We start from the raw sequence: 22,925 nt of genomic DNA on the forward strand, positions 1-22,925 counted from the left end.
TCGAGGGAAGGCGACTGGCGCACTTCATGAAGTAAAACCAGTTACTTTGCTGTCCGACTTATTAAACACCTTACAAGAGCGCAATGGTTTCGATACAAATTATGTAGATGACATTGTAATGGGCTGTGTGACGGCGGTTGGTGATCAGGGCGCGGACATCGCTAAAACTGCTGCACTTGCAGCGGGATGGGATGAGGACGTTGCTGGTGTTGTGCTCAATCGTTTCTGTGCATCTGGTTTAGAAGCCGTAAATACCGCTGCAATGAAGATTCGTTCGGGTTGGGAAAATCTTGTTGTCGCGGGTGGCGTTGAGTCTATGTCACGTGTGCCAATGGGTAGTGATGGTGGTGCTTGGGCAATGGACCCAGAGACCAACTTTGATACAGGGTTTATGCCTCAAGGTATCGGTGCTGACTTAATCGCAACGCTTGGCGGATATTCGCGCGAAGATGTTGATACCTTTGCCATGAACTCTCATAAAAAAGCAGCGGCTGCGTGGGAACGCGGGTCGTTCGGTAAATCAGTCATTCCAGTGACCGATCGCAATGGCATTACGATACTTGCTCATGATGAGCTTGTTCGCGCAGATAGTAATCTAGAAACCTTAGGCGGGCTAAAAGCCTCGTTCCAGATGATGGGTGATATGGGCTTTGATGGTGTAGCACGTCAGCGCTACCCACAAGTAGAAAGTATTACTCACGTTCATAGCCCGGGTAATTCATCGGGTATCGTTGATGGCGCTGCGGCAGTGTTGATTGGTAGCGCTGAAGCGGGTGAGAAATTTGGTATGAAACCTCGTGCTCGTATTGTTTCTACGGCAGTAGTTGGTACGGACCCAACTATCATGCTTACAGGTCCAGCACCATCTGCTCGAAAAGCACTGAAAGTCGCAGGCATGTCAGTAGATGATATTGATTTATTTGAAGTCAATGAAGCTTTCGCGTCAGTAGTGATGCGCTTTATTGATGAGATGAGTGTTAACCCTGACAAAGTTAACGTGAATGGCGGTTCAATCGCTATGGGGCATCCATTAGGTGCTACCGGCGCCATGATTCTTGGAACACTTCTCGATGAGTTAGAGGCACGTGATTTGAAAACCGGACTGGCCACCTTATGTGTAGGCGGTGGTATGGGTATCGCGACAATTATTGAACGTGTTTGAGAACAAGAATTAGAGAAGGTTTAAGGAAAATTTCATGAGTTCAGTTATCTACGAAAAAGATCAAAATAATATTGTTCACCTGATTCTTGATAAGCCCAATTCTGGTGCCAACTTGATGGACCAAGAGTTCACCGAGTCTATGGTTGCCGCGGTTGAACAGCTTAAGGGTGATGATTTCGACGGTGTGGTATTTCGTTCGAATAAGACAACATTTTTTGCCGGCGGTAATCTTGATGATTTGTTCGCGACGCAGCGAGAAAATGCGCAGCAGTTATACGACATGGTACAGAGCATTAAAGTGTCGATGCGTTATCTCGAAACCTGTGGCAAGCCGGTTGTTGCCTGTATTAATGGTGCAGCGCTTGGTGGCGGTTGGGAATTAGCACTTGCCTGTCATCACAGAATATCTGTCAGCGAAGGCGTGAAGCTCGGCTTACCTGAAGTGACGCTTGGCTTGCTTCCTGGTGGGGGCGGCGTTGTGCGCATGTCACGATTGCTTGGTCTGCAAGCTGCTTTGCCATACCTGACAGAAGGCAAGCAGTTTAAGCCAGAGAAAGGTAAAGAGCTGGGGTTGATCGATGAGATCGTCGCGTCTGAAGACGAGCTTGTTGATGCAGCGATTGCATTTATCAAAGCGAACCCGAAAGTTCAGCAGCCGTATGATGTGAAAGGCTATAAAGTACCTGGCGGTAAACCAACTAATCCTGCACTCGCGAAGATGCTACCGATAGCACCGGCAATGATGCGCGACAAAACGAAAGGTGTTTTACCTGCGCCTGAAGCGATCTTGTCTGTGATGGTAGAAAGTCTTCAGGTGGATATCGACTCAGCAATGCGCATAGAGACGCGTTATTTCGTTGAGTTGGTATGTGGTCAGGTTTCTAAAAACATGATTAATACATTCTGGTATCAGCTTAATGAAATCAACGGTGGTGCGGCACGTCCTGAGGGTGTTGAGAAAACGAAATTCAAAAAGCTGGGTGTGCTTGGCGCAGGGATGATGGGTGCTGGTATTGCATATTCTGCATCAACGCGTGGTATCGAGGTTGTTCTGAAAGATGTCAGCCAAGAATCGGCAGAGAAAGGTAAAGAGTACAGTCAGAATATTCTTGATAAGAAAGTTAAGAAAGGCCGTCTGAGTGCAGATAAGCGCGATGCGACCTTGGCGCGCATTCATCCAACTGCGGATGCCGCTGATTTAGAAGGCTGCGATATTATTATCGAAGCAGTGTTTGAAGATCGTGGTTTAAAGGCCAAGGTAACGCAAGAAGCTGAAGCACAGATGCTCGAAACAGGTGTCTTTGCATCAAATACCTCTACTTTACCGATAACAGGTCTTGCTGAGTCGTCAGCGCGTCCTGAAAGGTTCATCGGTCTGCACTTCTTCTCGCCTGTCGACAAGATGCCGTTGGTCGAAATTATCTGCGGTCAGCAAACTTCCGATGAAACCTTAGCCCGAGCTTATGACTTTGTTCAGCAGATCGCGAAAGTACCTATTGTTGTGAACGATAGCCGTGGTTTTTATACCTCTCGTGTATTTGGCACTTATGCAAATGAAGGTATGGCTATGTTGGGCGAGGGTGTACCTGCAGCTGCCATCGAAAATGCGGCGTTCTTATCTGGCTTCCCTGTTGGTCCAATTGCCGTCACAGATGAAGTGAGCATGACCTTGGTCGAGAAAATTCGTAACCAAACTATTCGTGATATGGAGGCTGAGGGCAAACAATATAAAGTTCACCCAGCAGATGCTGTGGTAGACAAAATGCTAGAAGCGAGTCGTCCCGGCAAATTAGCTGGTGGCGGTTTTTACGAATACCCCGCAGCAGGCAAGAAACACCTGTGGTCTGGTCTAACGGAGTTGTTTGGTCAAAGCGCTGAGTTTGCGCTCGAAGATCTGCAAGATCGTCTTTTGTATATTCAAGCGATTGAAACTGTTAGGTGTTTTGAAGAGAAAGTGCTTACGTCTGTGCGTGACGCTAATATCGGTTCGATTATGGGTATTGGATACCCAGTGTGGACTGGCGGTATTTTACAGTTCATCAACCAAACTGGACTACCAGAGTTCGTGGCACGCGCCGAAGAACTTCACGAACGATTTGGCGATCGCTTTGCAGTTCCAGAGTTACTGAAAGAAATGGCTCAGAAAGGTGAGACATTTAAAGATTAGTGCTAGAAGCCTGACGTCTCACGTTGGGCATCTAGTAATAAGAATAATTAAGGTAATAAACATAAAACGGGGCGAGATAATCAATTCCGCCCAAGCTATAAAGAGGTTTCAATATGATCCCACGTACTGTTTATGAATCTGAACACGAGATGTTTCGAGATAGTCTTCGAAAGTTCTTGGAAGAAGAGGCTGTGCCTTACCATGCCCAATGGGAAAAAGACGGCCATGTATCACGTGAACTGTGGACGAAGGCTGGCCAGCAAGGCTATTTGTCTCCAACAGTTGTCGAAGAATATGGCGGTGTAGGCGCAGATTTTCGTTATAACGCGATCGTAGATGAAGTGGTTGCAGAGCTTGGCCTGAGTGGCATTGGTTTTGGGTTGCATTCGGATATCGCGGTTCCTTATATCGAGCGTTACGGCACGGAAGAACAGAAGCAAAAATATCTTCCGAAATGTGTAAGCGGTGAGATTGTCACCGCGATTGCGATGACTGAGCCGGGAACGGGATCGGACTTACAGGGTGTCAAGACCAATGCTGTGCTCGATGGGGATCACTATGTATTGAATGGATCGAAGACCTTTATTACTAACGGCCAGTTGGCAGATCTTTACATCGTTGTTGCGAAGACTGACCCAGACGGCGGCGCAAAAGGCACCAGCTTATTATTAGTTGATGCGGATTCAGCAGGATTTTCTAAAGGCACGAACTTAGAAAAGATTGGTATGAAAGCTCAGGATACTTCTGAGTTATTCTTCCAAGATGTAAAAGTGCCGAAAGAAAACTTACTTGGTGCTGAAGGTATGGGCTTTATTTACTTGATGCAAGAGTTGCCACAAGAGCGTTTGTCAGTCGGTTTGAATGCTATTGCTAATGCTGAGTCAATCTTCAAACAAACGCTTGCTTACGTTAAAGAGCGTAAAGCTTTCGGCAAACCAATTTCGGCGTTCCAGAACACTCAATTCAAACTCGCTGAAATGTCCTCAACGCTCACTATGGTGCGTGTTTTTGTAGATAAATGCTTGGAACTTCACCTTGAAGGTAAGTTGGATGTAGTGACAGCGGCGAAGATTAAATATCTAACCACTGAAATTCAATGCGATGTGATAGATGAATGTTTGCAACTGCATGGCGGTTACGGCTACATGTGGGAATATCCGGTTGCACGTGCTTATGCTGATGCGCGCGTTCAAAAGATATACGCAGGCACGAATGAAATCATGAAGCTAATCATTGCAAGGTCAATGGTCTGATCTTCGTTTGTATGTGAGTCACGATGTCATGTTGGGGTCAGAGTAATATTACTCTGACCTCGGTATTCCTAGAATAAGACAGCAACCTTAAACAATCACAAGAGCTTACCATTGAATATGTCCCTACCATTAGAAGGCGTCCGCGTCCTAGATTTTTCAACTTTGTTACCTGGTCCTTACGCAACTCAGTTACTTGCTGATATGGGAGCCGAGGTGCTGAGAATCGAGGCGCCAAATCGGCCTGACTTATTGAAAGTGATGCCGCCTATGGTCGGTCAAGGTAAAGCGAAGGTGTCGGCGGCGCACGCATCGATTAATCGTAACAAAAAGTCGATTGCGATCGATTTAAAGAATCCTGCTGCCAAATCAATCATCGAGAAATTGATTTCTGATTATGATGTTGTGATCGAGCAGTTTCGCCCTGGTGTGATGCAAAGGCTTGGCCTAGATTATGAGGTTTTGTCGTCAATTAACCCACAGCTCGTTTACTGTTCAATTACTGGCTACGGTCAAACTGGCCCATACAAGGACAGGGCGGGGCATGATATCAATTACTTAGCTTTATCGGGACTGGCGAGCTATTCAGGACGGAAGGAAACGGGGCCGGTACTTTCTGCAACACAAATTGCTGACATAGCCGGAGGCTCTCATCATGCGGTGATGTCTATTCTTGCTGCATTATTCGCACGCCCAAATACAGGCAAGGGTGCATACTTAGATATATCAATGGCAGATGCTGCATTGAGTCTTAACACCATGTTCGGTGCTGGGGCATTAGTCAGCGGACAGGATCCTGAGTTAGGGTCAGGAATGCTCAATGGAGGCTTATTCTATGAGTATTATGAAACAGCCGATGGCAAGTTTATCTCGATCGGTAGCTTAGAGCCTAATTTTGCAATGAGCTTATTGCAGACATTGGAGCTTAGTGACTGGTTATCAAAAATTGCCGATCAAAGACCTGAGACGCAGACATCCTTGCGCGCAGCGATTGCAGAAAAGATTTCGGCGCAAACGCAAGCCAAGTGGATCGATATATTTGGCAAGCTAGACGCTTGCGTTGAGCCTGTTATTACAGTGAACGAAGCTGCTGAACATCCTCAATTTAAGGCGCGGAAAATGTTTATTGATGTTCAATTAGAAAGCGGTGAAAGCGTGAAACAAATTGCAAGTGCTTTGCCATTTGATAGGGTTCAAGAACCAAGTTTAGGTGCACCGTTAGGAGCCCATACCGATGAGGTGCTAGGTCAGTTTGGCTTTGATGCTGGTCAACTTGAAGAGCTCAAGAAAAGTGGCTGTATTAAGCAGGGGTAAAAGAGAGAATGTCTGCACTATTTCTCAGCGCAGACAATCGATTTTCGTATTAACTAACCATAAAAGCTTAGAGACTGTATCCGATCCCTAAGTAATAATTTGGATCTTTGTCCGGTGCGGTAGATGTTTCGTCAAACGGAAATGCAGTGCCTAGCCTCAATGCGACCGGCAGCGCGCTGTAACCCAAATCTAGACCGACATTTAGCTCCACTCCGGCGGCATCAAACGTTGATTTGTCTCGGTTTGGCGTGCCGGATTCATAAAATAGCGCTCCAGAGATGGTGTGAAGACCAATAGGCCAAGCGTCGATTCCCTGGTCGACATAGGCGATAGGGAATCGGTAATCGGCCGAATAAATACTTGGCTTAAAGCCGCGAAGCTCTTGTGCAGAATCTGGATAGCCTCGCAATGGTTTTTCGCGTTGGTGAATCAAGCCTTGTTTAAATGCGGTGATGGACGGGCTATCGCCTAAATCAAAGAAGTCTGCTCCAGTTTGCGCTTCACCTATAAATGCGCGCAAGGCTAGTGTATGTGGGCCATAGAGTGCGATGTACTCGCGCCAATCAAGGATCCAAACGTTTCCATATGACTGATCACCAGAATTTATCTCGACACGATCTCGTTCGATGTTGAGTTGAATGGTGCGACCGTGCGCTGGGCTAACCCCATATAAAGCTTGAATGGCGTTGTTGTATATCGCGCTAAGCCCTAATGTTTCGACGTGGATTGATTGCTGGGTGTTGGTGAACTGATCCTCGAGGGTGCGCTGATAATTGTTTACACCTCCAGTAAGGGTCAATTGGGAAAAATCAAAACGCCATGTTTTATGCGCCAGTAACGCGCTGTCTTCTTGGTCTTCTATGAGGCGCGCTTTGTCTACGAAGGCTGGGGGCCCCGAGGCGCTGCCTTCGGTGTAATCGTATGCACGTGAGTACAATGCAGTGAGATGGTTGTATAAGGTATAAGCGCCAGAAAAGACATTTAAGTCGTTGTCGAAATCTCTACCCGCGATAAGCCCCCAGTTATGAAAATTTAAGACATCGCGCCCGTTAAGAATGATTGAGGCTGTGGTGTTGGTGTTGTCGCTAGTGAAACCAAAAAACCAAGACTGGGGTGCAATACTTTCAAGCGGATTGTAGTCGTGTTGTAAGAGGGGTTTATGTTCACGATCTTGATGCGAGCTTGTATCTAATTCTAAGCCCTTGTATGAATGAGGTGATTGAACTGTACCTGGCATGGCGTTGTTTTCTGGGTTACTTTCCGCGGTTTTCTCCGCATTTCTCTCCGCGCTCTTTTCCGCATTAATGACAGGAGATAATTCTTTATAGTCGGTTGATACGATGTCCCATCCCTTGTCGCTGTAATAGCGATAGGCGAGCTGTCCAGTTTGAGCGCTATATGATCCCGAACTCGCGCCCCCAATACTGATCGTCAAAGGGTTCAGTGACTGTTGTTCTAGATGATATGACCATAACTCTATAAATCCATTTTTATCGCTGCTCAGTATGACGTTTTGTGAGGTAGGGCCGGCGTAGATTTCAAATATATTGGTGTTCGCTTCGCTCAATACGATGTTTAAAGACTGGCCATTCAAACTATATTCAACTAGCTGCCATGGCTGTGATGGTGGCTTTCGCGTCAATAAGATTGTATTAGCGTCTTTCCATAAGGGCGTGGCTAAGTTTTCATATGAGTTTGGCGTATATAGAGTTCGTTCGTTTTCCAAATTGCCATTAATAAACTCAGCGGTCACTAAAGATTTAATTAAGCCATCTGATTTCACAGCTGCTAGCGTTAGCTTGTCATTGGTCTGAAAAAATGCGGCGCTGTTGTAGCCCGTACAATCTTTTATTTGTGAGGCTTTGCCTAGTTCAATGTTGTAAACATAGAGTGCATTGCTCGTTGCGTGGTGGCCGCAAGGGCTTGGTTGTATATAAAATACGTGGTCTGCGTCAACATACACGATCTGTGCGGTTGATTGTGTTTGTTCTAGTGAGTGAATCTCTCCGTCTTTTGAAACAGACAGCGTGCTCGGGCCATAAGGATCAAACGCGATGAAATACAGTGAACCGTCTTCACCAAAATAAGGACTCCTATTGATGTAACCAGTATTTGTAACAGGAGAAAAAGTCGTTTGATTAGCGGTTCTTACCTCAACTGTTTGTGAATACTCGAGCTCAAGCCAGGTTAAATATTCGGCCCACAGCTCTTTTAACCCGTCTGAAAATGTTGCGAATTTCGCTGGGCCATCGACGAGAAAAGGAATCAGCCTTCCACTTGTTGCTTCAACATACCGTGGAATGCTATCTGGACCGTATTTCGACTCTAAAAATTGATAGAACTTTACGCCGTAGCTATAGCTTTTGTTGAACGGCCAATCCCTAGTGCTTTGTTGAATTTTGCCTAAGGGTAAGAGACCTGATTCGACTTCGGTTCGCATCACCATATCGTAGTAGGCGCTTTGTCCTCTTCCCACGTTTTTATCTAAAGATGTTTCTGCGTAAGTAGCTAGGCCTTCTTTAAAAAAGGTAGATAAAAATATGTTTGGGAAAGAAAAGATATTCCGTCCGAATATGTAACGCGGGTAACTCGCCGCATCACGTGTTTTATCGAGATGGATAATATGGGTCATCTCGTGCAGGATCAGTAAGTCTAACCAGTTATCGTAGTCTTGAAGCTCGCTAACACCAGAGGGCAATGCGAGAAATAATACGCTTCGGTTATAAGGGAAAGGCGTTGCGTAACCATTCGCTGAGCTACTTTGATCGCTTAATACGATTTCGACTTTGTCGAAGGGTGTCCAAGATAAATAGTCACTAAGTTGAGGCAGTACATTATCCGCAGACGCAAGAGCATGCAGGGCTTCTTTCTCTCTAGTTTTTGGGTAAGTAACCTTAGAGTATTGCCCTTCAATCGTTTGCCAGTCACGCGTGATTGAGAAGTGCTCAAATGCGGAGATAGAGGCGCTAAAAATAAGCGCTAAACAAGCGGCGAAAATACGCATGATTGGCGGCGAGTCCTTTTATTATGGTCGTAGCGATTAATGAATTGAAAGGTTGGACAAATCGCAGTTTTATATAAAAACATATTGTGATTCAATGTAGCAGTTGTCTTGGCAACAAATCTTTGAGCTACGTTACATCTGTAGCTTATTAATAATGCTAACAATTTTAAAAGAGATATTTTCATGTTTAAGAAGATAACGATTAGTGCCTTGGTCGCGCTTCCGTTTCCTTTCCTTATATTCTTAGCCGGCTCACGTTTGGATGTGTTCGCAAGCGAACAATCAGCAATTGATTTTTTAAATACGTCTAATGGAATGGCTTTCTACGCGGCAGCATTCGTTTTATTTTTAGTTGCGTCAGTGATTTCGAGTTTGTTTTTTGACTCAGATGTTCGCTCTCAGCCTTGTGATGATGCCGATGACGAAGTTGGCGGTGATGAAGGCTCAAATTACGGAAGCGTAAAATGGTTCAACGTAAATAAAGGCTTTGGGTTTATTACAACAGAGTCAGGTGATGACATCTTCGTGCACTTTAGATCTATTCGTGGTCGCGGTCGTCGTAGTTTGCGTCAGGGTCAGAATGTTCGCTTTGACATTTCTGTTGGTGAGAAAGGTAAGCAGGCGGACAACGTATCTGTCGTTAAATAACAAATACTGTGTCTGGCTAATTGCTGTAATTGCCTAGATTTAGTGTGAGTGGGGAGCTCACGCTAAATCTAGGCAGTTAAGCCCAAACCACTAATTCTTTTGAATCTCTTGTAAGTTTCCACCATTTCTCACTAAATTCTTCTTCTGATTCCGTATACGATTCTGCAGAACATCTGACTTCCGTATCCATATTAGTTAACGCCGAATGAGCACATTCTAGGTCACTTTCCCACGGAGTATTCTGGCTCTTAAACCATATACTTGTGTAAGCCTTTCCTGCTGCGCGTGGAGTTATCATTAACTCAATGCGTTGTTCGTCCAGAGATATATGCGTAGTGACGGGCTTAGGGCTATCTAATTTGATATTAGTGATCAGTTTTATATCTGTGTCGCTAAAAACTTCGGCGAGCCATGAAGCGAGGTCGTTGAGCACAACATTCTTTATATAAATCTCTACATCGGGTTGCTGTGTCATCGTCGTGTATCCGTAGTGAAAAAGCGTTTTAGTCGTTGCCACAATATCATGACATATGCAGCGACAACGCCAAATATCGATAGGGCTGCTGCTATTAATGAAACTAGACCAATTAGTTCTTGTTGCACTGAATCTTCCATATAAAACTCAGCGTAGGTTAAGCCAGAGAGTGATATCAATAAGAGTGCGCTGAACACAAAGAATAGCTTAAATCTAGTTTCCATTTATATGATTCTTTGGTTTATAGCTTGCAACATATACATCGCAGCTTAATGAAAGCGATCTCAATTCTGCGGTGCGCTCGATCTCAGAGCGTTGCGCACGCCAAACATGTGGAGTCATTGTGATGAGGTCAAGAATGGCGTCTTTTGAGTTGAGCGTGAAGGTATAAGAAACGCGTTGGTCTTCGAGTAATTCAAAATCCTCGTTTGATATCGGTGTTTTCTCTACCCGCTTTTTAATTTTTACGTCTGGGTATAAGTGCTTCCGCAATTCAATGAGATGGTTTTGGCCTGCTGACACGTCAAGAAGCAGCCCATCATTCATAATGATGCGTCGTGCTTCCGACATACAGGGACGTGAAAACATATGTGTTACAAGGCTCTGACTATGATCTGAGACGGGCAATCGAAACGCATTGCCAACTAACCATGCTGCCTCTTTCACTCGTTTGGCAGCTGTGCGAATTGCTGGTATAGAAATATCTATACCAGTTAAGGCGCATTCAAGAGACATATCGCGTGCTAGAAAATTATGGAACTGTTGAGTGTAGTAGCCTTCACCGCAGGCTATGTCTGTGTACGTGATGGTAGGCACTTGGTGCGACTTCGCATGATGACTTATTTGACTAATACAAGCATCAACAATGGCTCGGTAATGGCCAAGCGCTAGAAACCGTTGACGAGCTTGTACCATCTCGATCGTATCGCCAGGGTTCTTGCTAGATTTATCTTGGTTGAGAAGTAGGTTGAAGTAACCTTGTTTAGCGCGATCAAAACAATGGTTTTGCTCACATCTCAAGGTGCGCTCCATGAGTTTGAGCGGCTTGCCGCACACAGGGCATTTGAGATGTGGCAATTGATCATTCATTGTCTTGGGCTAGTAAACTATGGCGCTAGCAACCGCGTCAGTATACCTTCATAGATATCTGACAAATCATTCAAATCCTGAACGCTTACGTGCTCGTTCACTTGGTGAATGGTCGCATTTAATGGGCCAAGCTCTAAGACCTGTGCACCTGTTGGCGCGATAAACCGGCCGTCTGATGTGCCTCCACTAGTGGATAGCTCGGTATCAATTCCTTTGACTTCTTTAATTGACGCAACGGCGGCCTCAACGAGTGGGCCTGCCTCAGTAAGAAATGGTCGTCCGCTCAGGTTCCATACAATGTCGTAGTCTAAGTCATACTTTTCGAGTACTGCTTCGGTTTTCTCTGTGAGCTCTTCTGCTGTCACCTCTGTGCAATATCTAAAGTTAAACAACACTTCACCAACGCCTGGAATGACATTAGTAGCGCCAGTTCCGCAGTTAAAGTTGGTGATTTGGAAAGAGGTTGCTGGAAAGAACTCATTTCCTTGGTCCCATTCAATATCTGCTAATTCAGCAAGCGCTCTGGAAGCTTTATGGATAGGATTATCTGCAAGGTGCGGGTAGGCAACATGCCCTTGCTTACCTTTGATAGTAAGCTTTGCGTTCAAAGAGCCACGACGGCCATTCTTAATGACATCACCTAGCGTTGTGGTGCTTGAGGGTTCGCCAACAAGACACCAGTCAATTTTCTCGTTACGAGCTTCTAAGGTTTCGATGACCTTTACCGTTCCATTTTTCGCTGGACCTTCTTCATCACTCGTAATCAAGTAGGCGATAGAGCCTTTATGCTCTGGATACTTTTCGATGAAGCGCTCAGTTGCCGTGATAAACGCCGCTAAACTACCTTTCATGTCTGCGGTACCGCGTCCATGAATATGCCCGTCTTCAATGCGTGCTTCAAAAGGAGGGTATTGCCACTGGTACTCAGGTCCAGTTGGAACAACATCGGTGTGGCCAGCAAAACAAACGAGCGGCCACTGGCGGCCTTTACGCGCCCAAAGGTTAGTCACGTCTTCGAAGTCCATTGCCTCACAAATAAAACCAAGCTTATCAAGACGATCTTCCATTATTTTTTGGCAGCCATGGTCATCAGGCGTCACGGAAGGTTGCTGAATAAGTTGTTGCGTTAGTTTGATAGTGGGCGTGTTGATATCTGGCATCAGAAGCTCTTTGTATGAATATAAATATCACTTGAAGAAGGGGCATTAAGCTGCCCCTATCTATTAAAGCTTAATTGTTCGCGTGAAGCGCTTCGTTAAGCTCAATTGCGGTCTTGTTAGTTAAACACTCAACACGACCGTTAGCAGAGTTACGTCGGAATAGTAAGTCTGCTTTATTGGCAAGGTCTCTCGCTTTAACTGTTTCAACTTCATTTCCATCAGCGTCTAGCATCACAACTTTTGTACCTGCTGTGATATATAGCCCAGACTCAACAGTACAGCGATCGCCTAGTGGAATACCGATACCTGCATTTGCACCGATTAAGCTGCTTTCACCAACCGAAATGGTGATATTACCACCGCCTGATAGCGTGCCCATTGTCGAACAGCCGCCGCCAAGGTCAGAGCCTTTACCGACCATAACGCCCGCCGAAATACGGCCTTCAACCATTGAAGTGCCTTCGGTGCCAGCGTTAAAGTTAACAAAACCTTCGTGCATAATGGTGGTGCCTTCACCGATATAAGCGCCGAGACGAACGCGCGCCGCATCAGCAATACGAACACCAGAAGGAACCACATAGTCGGTCATTTGTGGGAATTTGTCGACAGACTTCACTTCAATGACTTTACCTTGCATACGCGCTTCAAGTTGGCGTTGTGGTAATTCTGCTAAGTCGATTGCGCCTTCGTTTGTCCATGCGACGTTAGGAAGTAGACCAAAGATTCCGTCGAGCTTGATGCCGTGAGGCTTCACTAGACGATGAGAGATAAGGTGTAGCTTTAAGTACACCTCTGGTGTGCTCGATGCTGTCGTATCTTCTTCAATAATAACGAGAGCGACAGGGTTTTCTGAGCTTCTTAGTTTTTCTGCAACAACAGATAGCTCGCCGAGTGCGTGGGTGTCAGCGATAAGCTGCGTTTGCTCCGCAGTGAGTGTCAGCGTCTGGTTTCCGCCATCTAAACCTAATGTAGAGAGAAGTGCGTCAACAAGGCCTTGCTCAGGTTGATATAGCGGAGCTGGGAATAACGTTTCAAGCCATTCGCCATTTGCGTTTTTTGAGCCTACACCTAGGCCAATTGCTACTGTCATAATCTTTCCGTATTCGTGTCGTTTAAGAATAAATTGTTTCGTAGGTCTCAGGTTTGAAGCCTAAGTAAACCTGGTTGTTGTATTCGATCAACGGGCGTTTTATAAGCGACTGATTTTCAAGCATCAGTACGATTGCTTTTTGATTATTTACATCGGTCTTTTGCTCGTCACTTAGCTTTCGCCAAGTTGTACCACGTTTATTAATGAGTTGATCCCATTCCACATGACTTAACCAAAACTCGAGTTTTTCTTGTGTGATGCCAGACTTTTTGTAGTCATGGAACTCGAATTCGATATCGTGATTGGTTAACCAAGTAGTGGCTTTTTTCATCGTATCGCAAGCTTTAATGCCGTAGATTTTGGTAGAAGTACTCATTTCAAACCTTCAATAAATGTTTTGATTCTGTTTGCTGCTTCGACGCATTCATCTACGGGGGCAACAAGTGCCATTCTGACGCGGTTTGCTCCAGGGTTTATTCCGCCAACGGCGCGTGAGAGATAAGAACCGGGTACAACCGTGACATTTTGTTCTTTAAACAATTGTTGCGCGAACTGTTCGTCACTTATTGGTGTTTCTGCCCATAAATAGAAGCTTGCGTCGGTCTGCTCAACATCCATGACCGGTTCCAAAATTTCTAGCACAGCTTTGAACTTGGCGCGATATTGATCTCGGTTTTCCACAACATGAGTTTCATCATTCCACGCCGCGATACTTGCGAGTTGGTGATGCACGGGTAGTGCACAGCCATGATAAGTACGATACTTCAAATACTGCGCGAGTAAGTCAGCATCGCCCGCTACAAACCCAGAGCGGAGGCCGGGTAAATTAGAACGCTTGGACAAAGAGTGAAAAACGATACAGTTTTTGTAATCAACTCGGCCCAGTTTTACACACGCTTCGAGTAGGCCAATTGGCGCATTGGTCTCGTCCGTGTAGATTTCTGAATAACACTCATCTGACGCAAGTACAAAATCATACTTGTCTGATAGATGGATGAGCTGCTCTAGCGTTTCAAGATCAACAACCGCACCAGTGGGGTTGCCGGGAGAACATAAAAATAGAATCTGACAGCGTTGCCAAGTTTCTTCATCAACGGCATCAAAATCAGGTTGAAAACCATGTTCTTCAAGACATGGTAAAAGTTTAAGATCTACGCCTGAGAGATATGTTGCCCCTTCATATATCTGATAAAAAGGATTAGGGCTAACAACAAGGCCGTTTGCCGTATCGTCCACACAAGCCTGCGTAAATGAAAATATCGCTTCACGGGTTCCGTTAACAGGAAGAACTTGAGTATCTGGATTTAACGGTGACTGTGCCAAATCGAAGCGTTGCGTTGCCCAGTTGGCAATAGACTCGCGTAACTCAGGAATACCCTTGGTTGTCGGATACGTTTCAACCTTATTGATATTATCGATAAGTATCTTGGTCACAAATTCAGGAGCCGGATGTTTTGGTTCGCCAATAGATAACTTAATTGGCGCTAGTTTAGGATTCGCTAGGACCTCGCCGAGTAATTTGGTCAGCTTTTCAAAAGGGTAAGGCTGGAGCTTGTCTAATAAAGGATTCATGTACTTGTCTATTCAATTAATTAGGATTCGGTACTAGCAAGCTCATCTAGCTGCGTACAAATATCGTGCTGTAGCGTTTCGCATTGCTCAACATCACTCAAAGGAAAACCGTTTTCTTGCGTGATAAAGAAAACATCTTCTACACGTTCACCCAAGGTGGCGATTCTTGCGCTTACCAAGCTTAGATCGTGCTGATAAAGAATATGGCCAATACGTGCTAGTAGTCCTGGACGGTCAGGTGTTACGACCTCGACGACTGTTCGATGATTTACTGCATCGTTGCTTAGCGTAACCTCAGTAGGGAATGAAAAATGTTTAAGGGCGCGAGGCGTTCGTCTACCAATGATTTCAGGGTAGTCGTTTGGATCATCAAGTGCCTCGGAGAGCTTTTCAATAATAAGAGACTTTCGTTCTGGGTCGTCTGCTAGCGAATCGCCATTAGAATTAGTGATCGCGAAGTTGCTTACGGTAAAGCCGCCACTCGCTGAGCTAATGCGCGCACTCAATACGTTAATGTTGAGCTGTTCAAGCATCGCGGTCTTTGCAGCGAAAAGATCGTCGTCTGAACGTAGGTAAACCATCAGCTGCGAGAACCCCTGATTGGTACCATCGTCTTTATCTCTAAGGGCAATAACGGGCTGTGCCTTGTCTTCTTGTGCAAGGATCGCTTCGCACTGCCATACGATGTCGTCAACTGCTCCTTGAAGGAAGAACTCGTCGTCAAGCGTATCTACTAGGTCATTTACGTGAGAGGCAAGATACTCTTTTTGAAACAGGGTCGAACGCACTTCTTGGCGAGTTGCGTTAATCCAGGCACCTCTTGATACCGGAGATTCAACGCCTTTACGTAGGGCGCGGCGTGCTTCCACAAACAATTGCTGTAGTAAGCTTGCTCGCCAAGTATTCCATAGCTTCGGGTTCGTCGCCGCAATGTCGCATACCGTCAATACATAGAGATATTCTAAATGGACAATGCTCGGTATTTTTGCTGCGAACTCGTAAATGATCTCAGGGTCAGCTACGTCTTTTTTCTGAGCAGTTGTCGACATCAATAAGTGCTGTTCAACCAGCCAAGAAACCAAGTGTGTGTCGCGCTCACTAAAGTGGTGGCGCTGACAGAATGCACGAACGTCGATCGCGCCAAGTTCGGAATGATCTCCGCCTCGACCTTTGGCAATATCGTGGTAAATGCCTGCTACATACAACAGCTCTAACTTAGGAAGTCCTTTGACGAGCGAAGCGGCGAGCGGAAATGATTCTTTGTGCTGTTCGTCATGTAATCGAACAATGTTTCTAACTAGTCGAATGGTGTGCGCGTCAACAGTATAGGTATGAAACAGGTCGTGCTGCATCTGTCCGACGGTCGAGGCAAATTCAGGTAAATAACGGGAAAGTACATTGTACTTAAGCATGTTGCGCAAGGTTCGGTGAAGTCTATGCGGTGTTCGCAGAATCTCTCGGAACATTGTCGTGTTAGCTAGGTCTGCGCGGAAACTATCATCGATCAGATATTGATGTTCTCGAATCAGTCTAATCGTTGTCGCGTGAATACCCTTGATTGCAGGGTTTTGCGCCATTAACAAAAATATTTCGATCAGTGCGTACGGGGAGCGATCAAAGACACCATCATCTACCGTCTCTACATAGCCATTGCTAACTTGAAAGCGGTTGTTCAGTGGAGTCGTTACAGTCTCTCGATTTGGATTAAGATAAAAACCATCAAAGTACTGAAGAATCACATCAGCGAGTTCAGCAAGAGCGAGTACAGTACGATAGTAGCGCTGCATCATAAGCTCAACGCCCAGTGAATTGTCACTGTCTTCGTAGCCAAGAATTTTGGCAACCTTGCGTTGGTGATCAAACAGCAGTCGGTTTTCGCTTCGATTTGCAACCATCTGAAGACCATAGCGCAAAGACCATAAAAAGGTCTCCCCTGAAAGAAGGAGGTTGAATTCTTCGTCCGTCAGAAAGTGATATCGTTCTCTTGCGGTTTTGGCCTCAGGGCCAAAGTGACGCTTTGTAATCCAGCCAACTGTCTGAATATCGCGAAGTGTACCAGGCGAAGCTTTAATGTTCGGCTCAAGATTGTATTCGTTGCCACCATAACGTTCGTGGCGTTCGACTTGCTCTTTGAACTTGGCCATAAAGTAGTCTTTGGACGTATAGACTTCGTCAGAATACATACGGCTTGTGAGTGTTGATTTTAATGACTCGGCGCCGGAAATTGTTCGAGTCTCTAAAAGATTTGTTGCAATCGTTACATCTAGGCTTGCTTGCTCAATACATTCGTCGATTGTACGAACACTATGTCCTATTTCGAGCGACAGGTCCCACAGCAGAGTAATGAAGCTGCTTAGATCGCTTTCAGATTCAGTGGGGATCTGATCTTTTGCAAGAATAAGAAGATCAATGTCTGAATGAGGCTGTAACTCTCCGCGACCATATCCACCAACAGCGATCAGAGAAAAATTATCTTGATCAAACGCGTAACGTGACCAGAGAGCGTTAAGAACTTGATCCATAAACCATGCTTTGGCGCCAATGATCGCTCGGATATCTTCGCCGTCACAATAGAGTTCGTCGAAGCAATCGGCAGCACGTTTTAGATATTCTTTTGTAGCCTTTGCTGGATAGCCTTGGCCGGTCAGATCTTCAAACAGTGTTGTTAGTGAAATGCCAGATTGTTCTAAAAAGCGGGATTTAATTGTTGGTTCCGCTAATTGATAGTTCATGCTAAACCGAAATGCTCTTTCTCTTCTTGGCGCATCGTTAGGACTTCAAAACCATCTTTTGTGACAAGAATCGTATGTTCCCATTGCGCTGATAACTTGTGATCCTTCGTGACAACGGTCCACTCATCCGGGAGTAATTTACAGTGTCGCTTTCCTTGGTTGATCATCGGCTCGATCGTGAAGGTCATACCTTCTTTGATCTCCATGCCTGTGCCTTTCTTTCCATAGTGCATGACTTGAGGGTCTTCGTGGAATACCGCGCCGATACCATGGCCGCAATACTCGCGCACAACCGAGTAGTAGTTGCTCTCAGCGTGCTTTTGAATGACTGCGCCAATATCACCTAAGCGAGCTCCTGGTTTGACCAAAGCAATGCCTTTATACATGCACTCTTGCGTAATTCTAACTAAACGCTCCGCAGCGATACTCGGTTCACCAACAAAAAACATCTTGCTGGTGTCGCCATGATAGCCATCTTTTATAACTGTGATGTCAATGTTAATGATGTCACCATTTTTCAGCTTCTTTTTCTCGCTTGGAATGCCGTGACAAATAACATGGTTAACCGAGGTGCAAATGGATTTAGGGAATCCTTTGTAGTTTAGAGGGGCGGGAATCGCTTGCTGCTCGTTGACAATGTAATCATGACAAATCTTGTCTAACTCTTCCGTCGTGACGCCCGCTTTTACGTAAGGGCCTATCATTTCTAATGCTTCTGCGGCTAAACCGCCGGCAATGCGCATTTTTTCGATTTCTTCAGGAGTTTTAATAGTGACGGTCATAAGTATAAAAGATAGTCGTAGTTAATAAGTCTGGGGCGAATAAGTCTAAAAGACCTAACCGCGCCATTCTACAGTGACTGTGGCGGATTACAAAGGCCATTATTACTTTAGGTCAGGCTTAAAACTCAAAGTGGGCGGCTAAGCTTTTCATTGGTGTGTCTTTATGGTATAAACCGCACCGCGAATATTCGCATGGCAGTAATGCTATTAGTTAAATAAATCCGCACATGATTCGTCACGTTTAACTGGGTGCTTGATAGCTTTTGTCTTGATGGTTGTTAAATGGGGGTCGTGGAGGTTCAACCCAATACATTAAGGAATGTAAACATGGCAGCAGTTTCAATGCGCGACCTGCTTAAAGCAGGTGTACACTTCGGACACCAGACTCGTTACTGGAATCCAAAAATGGGCAAATACATCTTCGGTGCCCGAAACAAAATCCATATCATTAACCTCGAGCAAACAGTTCCTGCTTTCAACGAGTCTTTAGCGATGGTTAAAAGACTTGCTGAGAACAAGAACAAAATCTTGTTCGTTGGTACTAAGCGTGCGGCTAGCAAAATCATCAAAGAGGAAGCTGAGCGCGCGGGTATGCCTTACGTGAATCATCGTTGGTTGGGCGGTATGTTGACCAACTACAAAACGATTCGTCAAAGCATCCGTCGTTTACGCGATCTTGAGAAGCAGAAAGAAGATGGTACTTTCGAAAAACTAACCAAGAAAGAAGTCTTGATGCGTACGCGTGAGATGGACAAGCTTGAGCGTGGTATCGGCGGTATCAAAGATATGGGCGGCTTGCCAGATGCGTTATTTGTTATCGATGTTGATAACGAGCGTATCGCAATTAAAGAAGCGAACAAATTAGGTATTCCTGTTATCGGTATCGTTGATACTAACAGTGATCCTGATGGTGTTGACTACGTTATCCCAGGTAACGATGACGCGATTCGTGCGATTCAAATCTACGCGAAAGCATTTGCTGATGCGGTAGTTGAAGGCACTGCGTCAAACGGTGGCGAATACGTAGAAGTTGCTGAAGAAGCAAAAGAAGCGCCAGCGGCAGAGTAATCTGTTAGCTTTCAAGCTTTGAAAAATCAAAAGACCTGCAAGTTCGCTTGCAGGTCTTTTGTACTAAATAGCTAAAAATTTTGCGGCGGGGATTTAACGATGTCCACGACGCTAACAAACCTAAATGCCTATTACAGGCGATATAGATGAGGAAATATCATGGCTGCAATTAGTGCCTCAATGGTAAAAGAGCTTCGTGAGCGTACTGGTCTTGGTATGCTTGAGTGTAAAAAAGCACTCGCTGAGACGGACGGTGATGTAGATAAGGCAATTGAAGAATTGCGTAAGAAGAGCGGTATGAAAGCAGCTAAGAAAGCTGGTCGTACTGCTGCAGAAGGTGTTGTTGTTGTTAAAGTTGCTGACGACGCGTCAAAAGCAATGTTGGTAGAAGTTAACTCAGAAACAGATTTTGCTGCGAAGAACGAAGACTTTTTGGCGTTTGCTAATAAGGTTGCAGAAGAGGCGTTTGCTAGCGGTTCAACTGATGTTGCTGGTTTGTTAGATGCTGAGCGTGAAGCGCTTGTTCAAAAAGTTGGTGAGAATATCTCTCCTCGTCGCGCTGTAGCTCTTGAGGGTGCAGTTGTTGGTTCATACGTTCACTCAAACAACCGTATTGGTGCAATTGTTGTGCTATCTGGTGGTTCTGCTGAGTTAGCTAAAGATATCGCTATGCACGCAACTGCGGTAAACCCTCGTGTTCTTCGCCCAGAAGATATGGCTGAAGAAGAGTTAGAGAAAGAGAAAGAAATCATTAAGGCGCAACCTGACATGGAAGGTAAGCCTGCAGAGATCGTTGAGAAAATGATGGGTGGTCGTATCAAGAAGTTCCTTAAAGAGAACTCTATGACAGAGCAGCCTTTCGTTAAAAATCCAGAGCTTACTGTTGGCCAGTTAGCGAAAGAAGGTGGTGCTGAGATCGTATCTTTCGTTCGCCTTGAAGTGGGTGAAGGTATTGAGGTTGAAGAGACTGACTTTGCAGCTGAAGTTGCTGCTCAGTTGGCTGGCGATGCTTAATCTCCATATCTAATATGCGATCTAAAGAAGTGTTTTTGTCGTAGCGGCAAACTCTGCTTCTTGCTACAATTCGCGCCGGTGCCGTACCTTAAGCTTTAAGGTGCGGCATTGTTTTATATGGCGTCAGAAAAACTAAGGTGACGCTACGCTCAAATACGCTTTTCAGGACACGACATATGCCAACAAACTTGCAGCCAAAATATAAGCGAGTGCTACTTAAATTAAGTGGCGAAGCCCTCATGGGTGATGAGAACTTCGGTATCGACCCAAAGGTACTGGATCGTATGGCGCTGGAAGTTGGTCAACTAATCGGTATTGGCGTGCAGGTAGGTATGGTAATCGGCGGCGGTAACTTGTTCCGAGGTGCTGCGTTAAGCGCTGCGGGCATGGATCGTGTAACGGGTGATCATATGGGAATGCTTGCAACTGTAATGAACGCACTTGCAATGCGCGATGCTTTAGAGCGGTCTAATATTTCCACGCGTGTTATGTCTGCAATACCAATGAGTGGTGTTGTCGAGCACTATGATCGTAGGACCGCGATGCGTTGGTTGAAAGACGGCGATGTTGTTATTTTTAGTGCAGGTACAGGTAATCCATTTTTTACGACAGATTCTGCGGCTTGCTTGCGCGGAATAGAGGTAGAGTCTGATGTTGTTTTAAAGGCCACAAAAGTTGACGGCGTGTATGATGCCGATCCTATGAAAGTCAAAAAAGCGAAGAAGTTTGATCGCCTTACTTACGATGAGGTTCTCGACCGTAAGCTTGGTGTGATGGATTTGACTGCCATTTGCTTGTGTCGCGACCATGAAATGCCTGTACGTGTTTTTAATATGAATAAACCAGGAGCGTTAACTTCTATTATGGTTGGCGAACCTGAGGGTACTTTGATTGAGCCGGCCCAAGCTCCAGTATCTGAACAAGAATAGTTAACTAGTAGATTTTAAGAGGAATTCGCAGTGATTGAAGATATTAAGCAAGATGCTGAAGACAGAATGAAAAAAAGCTTGGAAGCACTTTCTGTTGCGTTTGCAAAAATTCGAACTGGTCGTGCGCACCCAAGTATTTTAGATGGCGTCATGGTCTCTTACTATGGCGCAGATACGCCACTTAAGCAGGTTGCGAATATTAGTGTTGAAGATGGTCGTACACTTGCTATTTCGGCTTGGGAAAAGCCCTTGGTTCCCGCGATTGAGAAAGCGATTATGGCTGCGAATTTAGGTTTGAATCCTTCAACATCTGGCGATTTAGTGCGTGTACCGATGCCTGCGCTAACCGAAGAAACACGCCGCGATATGGTTAAGCTTGCTAAATCAGACGCCGAGAGTGCTCGAGTCTCTATTCGTAACGCGCGTCGCGATGGTAATTCGATGCTTAAAGATTTGGTCAAGGAAAAAGAGATTACTGAAGACGACCAAAAGCGTGGCGAAGATCAAATGCAAAAGCTAACGGATAAGTACGTAGCTGATGTTGAGAAAATGCTACAAGATAAAGAATCTGATTTGATGGAAGTTTAAGCTTCCCAATAGATAACTAAGGGCTGCTTTATGCGGCCCTATTAGTGTTTAAAGATAATAATGAGTTCAAAGATACCGTATTGCGCAGATTCTAAACCAAAGCATATTGCGATCATTATGGATGGCAATAATCGTTGGGCAAAAGCGCGAAAGCAAATTGGCGTTTCCGGTCATAAGGCTGGGGTAGAGGCCGTGCGCTCAGTAGTAGGTGCTTGTGCTAAAGAAGGGATAGAAGTTCTTACCTTGTTTGCATTTAGTAGCGAGAACTGGCGTCGCCCAGCAATTGAAGTTGGTGCGCTAATGAAGCTGTTTTTGTTTGCGCTACAGCGCGAGGTTAAGAAGCTTCACAAGAATAATATTCGTTTAAGAATTATTGGTGATCGCTCCAAGTTTAGCGAGTCGCTTCAAAAGCATATGGAAAGTGCTGAGTCGTTAACTGCTGACAATACTGGGATGACCTTGGTGGTTGCCGCAAACTATGGTGGTCAATGGGATATTGCGAATACGGTTCGTCATCTCGCCCAAGACGTTGCTAACGGAGCGCTAAATCCATCCGATATTACTGAGGATTTAATCCAGAAAAATTTAAGTATTGGTGATTTGCCAATGCCGGATTTGATGATTCGTACCGCTGGTGAATATCGTATTAGTAACTTTATGCTTTGGCAGCTTGCTTATGCGGAATATTATTTCTCAGATCTTTATTGGCCTGACTTTAGAGAAGCTGAAATACTAGAGGCAATAAAAGCTTATTCACTGCGAAAACGACGTTTCGGACAGACTGACGAACAAGTGTCCGGAGAGCTTGCTGATGCGCCGTCAGCTGAAGATCTAAATAATGTTAATTGGCCAGAAGATGAAGAACTTAGCCGTTAAGAGCT

At 45.2% G+C, this 22,925-nt stretch carries 20 protein-coding genes; 10 read left to right on the forward strand and 10 right to left on the reverse strand.

The features are described 5' to 3' along the window. From A3739_RS24875 to A3739_RS24890, 4 genes are all read left to right on the forward strand, one after another. Positions 1–1,162: acetyl-CoA C-acetyltransferase (locus A3739_RS24875; protein WP_068503174.1), on the forward strand; the 1,162-nt coding region annotated here is incomplete at its 5' end. Positions 1,163–1,196: 34 nt separating this feature from the next. Next, positions 1,197–3,329 carry a 3-hydroxyacyl-CoA dehydrogenase NAD-binding domain-containing protein gene (locus A3739_RS24880; protein ID WP_068478443.1) on the forward strand — a complete coding sequence of 711 codons (2,133 nt, stop codon included), beginning with the start codon at positions 1,197–1,199 and terminating at the stop codon, positions 3,327–3,329. Between the two features lie 113 nt (positions 3,330–3,442). Beyond that, positions 3,443–4,582 carry an acyl-CoA dehydrogenase family protein gene (locus tag A3739_RS24885; RefSeq protein ID WP_068478441.1) on the forward strand — a complete coding sequence of 380 codons (1,140 nt, stop codon included), beginning with the start codon at positions 3,443–3,445 and terminating at the stop codon, positions 4,580–4,582. Positions 4,583–4,699: 117 nt separating this feature from the next. Beyond that, positions 4,700–5,893, forward strand: a complete 1,194-nt coding sequence (locus A3739_RS24890; RefSeq protein WP_068478439.1) for a CaiB/BaiF CoA-transferase family protein — start codon at positions 4,700–4,702, stop codon at positions 5,891–5,893. A 67-nt stretch (positions 5,894–5,960) separates the two neighbouring features. Here the strand turns inward: A3739_RS24890 and A3739_RS24895 are convergent, their stop codons facing one another. After that, positions 5,961–8,897, reverse strand: coding sequence for a hypothetical protein (locus A3739_RS24895; RefSeq protein WP_068478436.1), 2,937 nt, complete (start codon positions 8,895–8,897; stop codon positions 5,961–5,963). Positions 8,898–9,080: 183 nt separating this feature from the next. On the opposite strand from A3739_RS24895, the gene A3739_RS31275 reads away from it, so the two are divergent. Further along, positions 9,081–9,545: a cold-shock protein gene (locus A3739_RS31275; RefSeq protein WP_068478434.1), complete on the forward strand. Its 465-nt coding sequence runs from the start codon at positions 9,081–9,083 to the stop codon at positions 9,543–9,545. Between the two features lie 76 nt (positions 9,546–9,621). Here A3739_RS31275 and A3739_RS24905 read toward each other — a convergent pair whose 3' ends face one another. The 9 genes from A3739_RS24905 to map all read right to left on the reverse strand — a co-directional run bounded on the left by A3739_RS24905 (position 9,622) and on the right by map (position 18,445). Continuing rightward, positions 9,622–10,020: a hypothetical protein gene (locus A3739_RS24905; RefSeq protein WP_068476868.1), complete on the reverse strand. Its 399-nt coding sequence runs from the start codon at positions 10,018–10,020 to the stop codon at positions 9,622–9,624. Further along, positions 10,017–10,244 (reverse strand): hypothetical protein, encoded by a 228-nt coding sequence (locus tag A3739_RS24910; RefSeq protein ID WP_068476870.1) that lies wholly within the window; start codon positions 10,242–10,244, stop codon positions 10,017–10,019. The genes A3739_RS24905 and A3739_RS24910 overlap by 4 nt, the downstream gene beginning before the upstream one ends. Then, positions 10,234–11,109, reverse strand: a complete 876-nt coding sequence (locus A3739_RS24915) for a putative RNA methyltransferase (protein WP_068478432.1) — start codon at positions 11,107–11,109, stop codon at positions 10,234–10,236. The genes A3739_RS24910 and A3739_RS24915 overlap by 11 nt, the downstream gene beginning before the upstream one ends. A gap of 17 nt (positions 11,110–11,126) precedes the next feature. Further along, positions 11,127–12,269 carry a succinyl-diaminopimelate desuccinylase gene (gene dapE / locus A3739_RS24920; protein ID WP_068503177.1) on the reverse strand — a complete coding sequence of 381 codons (1,143 nt, stop codon included), beginning with the start codon at positions 12,267–12,269 and terminating at the stop codon, positions 11,127–11,129. A gap of 70 nt (positions 12,270–12,339) precedes the next feature. Then, positions 12,340–13,359 (reverse strand): 2,3,4,5-tetrahydropyridine-2,6-dicarboxylate N-succinyltransferase, encoded by a 1,020-nt coding sequence (dapD, locus tag A3739_RS24925; protein ID WP_068478428.1) that lies wholly within the window; start codon positions 13,357–13,359, stop codon positions 12,340–12,342. A 22-nt stretch (positions 13,360–13,381) separates the two neighbouring features. Continuing rightward, complete coding sequence (locus tag A3739_RS24930; RefSeq protein ID WP_068476057.1) at positions 13,382–13,735, reverse strand: ArsC family reductase; 354 nt, start codon at positions 13,733–13,735, stop codon at positions 13,382–13,384. Continuing rightward, positions 13,732–14,931, reverse strand: a complete 1,200-nt coding sequence (dapC, locus tag A3739_RS24935; protein WP_068478426.1) for a succinyldiaminopimelate transaminase — start codon at positions 14,929–14,931, stop codon at positions 13,732–13,734. Before dapC ends, A3739_RS24930 begins: the two co-directional genes overlap by 4 nt. A 20-nt stretch (positions 14,932–14,951) precedes the next feature. Continuing rightward, positions 14,952–17,663: a [protein-PII] uridylyltransferase gene (glnD, locus tag A3739_RS24940; RefSeq protein ID WP_082868940.1), complete on the reverse strand. Its 2,712-nt coding sequence runs from the start codon at positions 17,661–17,663 to the stop codon at positions 14,952–14,954. Continuing rightward, a complete protein-coding gene (gene map / locus A3739_RS24945; protein ID WP_068478424.1) occupies positions 17,660–18,445 on the reverse strand; it encodes a type I methionyl aminopeptidase in 786 nt (261 codons plus the stop codon). Before map ends, glnD begins: the two co-directional genes overlap by 4 nt. Before the next feature lie 327 nt (positions 18,446–18,772). On the opposite strand from map, the gene rpsB reads away from it, so the two are divergent. The 5 genes from rpsB (at position 18,773) to A3739_RS24970 (ending at position 22,920) form a co-directional block, all read left to right on the forward strand. Continuing rightward, the gene (rpsB, locus tag A3739_RS24950) at positions 18,773–19,513 is read left to right on the forward strand and encodes a 30S ribosomal protein S2 (protein WP_068477618.1); all 741 of its coding nucleotides are present in this window, start codon (positions 18,773–18,775) and stop codon (positions 19,511–19,513) included. A 159-nt stretch (positions 19,514–19,672) separates the two neighbouring features. Continuing rightward, positions 19,673–20,527 carry a translation elongation factor Ts gene (tsf, locus tag A3739_RS24955; protein ID WP_068478422.1) on the forward strand — a complete coding sequence of 285 codons (855 nt, stop codon included), beginning with the start codon at positions 19,673–19,675 and terminating at the stop codon, positions 20,525–20,527. A gap of 176 nt (positions 20,528–20,703) precedes the next feature. Then, positions 20,704–21,456 carry a UMP kinase gene (gene pyrH / locus A3739_RS24960; RefSeq protein WP_068478421.1) on the forward strand — a complete coding sequence of 251 codons (753 nt, stop codon included), beginning with the start codon at positions 20,704–20,706 and terminating at the stop codon, positions 21,454–21,456. Positions 21,457–21,486: 30 nt separating this feature from the next. Continuing rightward, a complete protein-coding gene (frr, locus tag A3739_RS24965; RefSeq protein WP_068478419.1) occupies positions 21,487–22,044 on the forward strand; it encodes a ribosome recycling factor in 558 nt (185 codons plus the stop codon). A gap of 60 nt (positions 22,045–22,104) precedes the next feature. Then, positions 22,105–22,920, forward strand: a complete 816-nt coding sequence (locus A3739_RS24970; protein WP_082868941.1) for an isoprenyl transferase — start codon at positions 22,105–22,107, stop codon at positions 22,918–22,920. Positions 22,921–22,925: the final 5 nt, after the last annotated feature.

Source organism: Oleiphilus sp. HI0067, assembly GCF_001635735.1.